The following is a 2,131-nucleotide window of genomic DNA, read 5'->3' on the forward strand; positions in this document are numbered from 1 at the left end:
CATTGGTAGTGTGTGCAACCCACGAGATGAATAAACATCGTTATTCGCTAGCCGACTAGGCCGATTGTTACCCACACGAAACAGCGAAGAGGCAAAAAAAGCAGCGCTGGGCTGCTTTTTTTGTATTATATTTTCCAGCGGCTGAAGTAATGGGTTTGATCTTTCAGATAAGCAGCAGGGATGATGAGCGAATTGCCGTTATCTTGTTTATCCATTGCACCAATCGGTACGGGGTTGCAGCCGCCTTTGATTTTCTCAATCTGATCGATATGAAAGGCGTTGCCACAATTCTGACATACGAGGTAATTGCGATCTTGCTTATAATACCCTCGGCCGGAATCAAAACAAACCTGACAGGTATTTAAGGCTGTGCGGACGGTACCATCAGTCGCTCGGACGGCGAGCACTTCCATCTTTGTGCCATCCACCGTCACCGGATAAAAGGTGGCCGTGGAGGTGACTTCATTCTTGAGAATGGTAATGGAACCATCGGATGAGCCGCTGACTTGGCCGGGGGTGAAGCTGTAATATACGATGATGCCCAAAGCGACAGCCACCGTTGCCCAGAATGCACCCTTCTTAATCATAGTTTCTTTCATTGGGATACCTCCTTGCTTATAGCGATGCGAATATTGTAGAAGAGATTTGTGCAGATATTATGGAGAAGCAAGTTCTTCTGAAACCGTTATTTTGTCTTGATTAGAAGATGAAATAGCGGTTTTTTGTTTTGTCAATATTGTAAAAGGGAGGAATTATTCATTGAAAATAGAAAAAATATAATCACAGTGTAAATAAAAGAATCTTTGAATTGAAACAAATCAATCAGTAATAGGTAGTGCATATTTCAATGTGGCAAATATTGGGGCAATTGTTTCTTGGATGACAAGAAAGAGGTGTAGGCATGGCAAGGTCTTATTATTCAGCGTCCTTACGTGAATTTTTAATGCAAAGTGAAGATCAAATATTAGGTGAATTAGCTAGAAATAATGAATTCTCACTTGATGATACACAAAAATGGGCATGGATGAATCAGATTAAAATTTTAAAGAAACAATTGAACGGGTTTGATGGAAAAATAATATTTGAATATACAATTCCGCGAGTAGGAAAGCGGATTGATAATGTTTTCATACATAAAGGTATCGTCTATTTGTTAGAATTTAAAGTTGGTGAAAATGCATATAATAATTATGCAATCGATCAAGTCATGGACTATGCATTGGACTTAAAAAATTTTCACAAGGAGAGCCATAATCGAACAATTGTTCCCATACTTGTAGCAACCGAAGCACAGAATGTAAAAAACAATATTGTGCAATACCCGGATGGTGTTTATAAGCCACTTTTATGTAATCAAAGTAATATTTCAACTGCAATTAACCAAATCTGTAACCAAAGCAGTGTTGAAATTTTTTCAGTAACAGAATGGGAGAATTCAATTTATAAGCCGACTCCTACAATTATTGAAGCAGCGCAAGCACTATATCAAGGGCATAGCGTCAATGACATTTCACGGTCTGATTCAGGTGCTATCAACTTAAACGTAACTACCCAAGCCATAAACGACATAATTGACCGAGCTAAACGGTTAGGCGAAAAGTCTATATGTTTTATAACGGGGGTTCCAGGTGCAGGTAAGACATTAGCAGGTTTGAATATTGCAAATGAACGTCATCGTTGCGAGGAAGATGAGCATGCAGTTTTTCTCTCAGGTAACGGTCCCCTCGTTGATGTATTACAGGAAGCGCTTGCAGATAATCAGTGTAAAGATTCCAAAGGGGCAATAAAGAAAAGCGAAGCTCGGACTAAGACAAAAGCATTTATACAAATAATTCATCATTTCAGAGATGATGCTTTAGTCACTGATAATCCACCTATTGAAAAAGTGGCAATATTTGATGAGGCACAAAGGGCCTGGACATTAGAGAAAACTTCAGAGTTCATGCAAAAGAAAAAAGGAAGGCCAAACTTTCAAATGTCGGAACCAGAATTTCTGATAAGTGTAATGGATAGACATAAGGATTGGGCAGTAATTGTTTGAATATTTCGCTCTTGGAGAGCCAGTATGTCGGCAAAATAGAGCCATGTTCACGGAAAAATAGAGCCACCTTCACGGCGTAGAGATCCACCT

At 39.3% G+C, this 2,131-nt stretch carries 2 protein-coding genes; one reads left to right on the top strand and one right to left on the bottom strand.

The features are described from left to right. Positions 1-125: 125 nt before the first annotated feature. Positions 126-599, bottom strand: a complete 474-nt coding sequence (locus tag EDD73_RS14570; protein WP_131921178.1) for a DUF2318 domain-containing protein — start codon at positions 597-599, stop codon at positions 126-128. 302 nt (positions 600-901) lie between these two features. On the opposite strand from EDD73_RS14570, the gene EDD73_RS14575 reads away from it, so the two are divergent. Next, positions 902-2,041 (top strand): DNA/RNA helicase domain-containing protein, encoded by a 1,140-nt coding sequence (locus tag EDD73_RS14575; protein ID WP_131921180.1) that lies wholly within the window; start codon positions 902-904, stop codon positions 2,039-2,041. The last annotated feature ends 90 nt before the right edge of the window (positions 2,042-2,131 follow it).

This window comes from Heliophilum fasciatum (assembly GCF_004341395.1).
Classification (GTDB): Bacteria; Bacillota; Desulfitobacteriia; order Heliobacteriales; family Heliobacteriaceae; genus Heliophilum; species Heliophilum fasciatum.

Bases quoted from the DNA above. Each gene is read 5' to 3' on its own strand.
- EDD73_RS14570 (WP_131921178.1), bottom strand. From the start codon at position 599: ATGAAAGAAACTATGATTAAGAAGGGTGCATTCTGGGCAACGGTGGCT.
- EDD73_RS14575 (WP_131921180.1), top strand. From the start codon at position 902: ATGGCAAGGTCTTATTATTCAGCGTCCTTACGTGAATTTTTAATGCAA.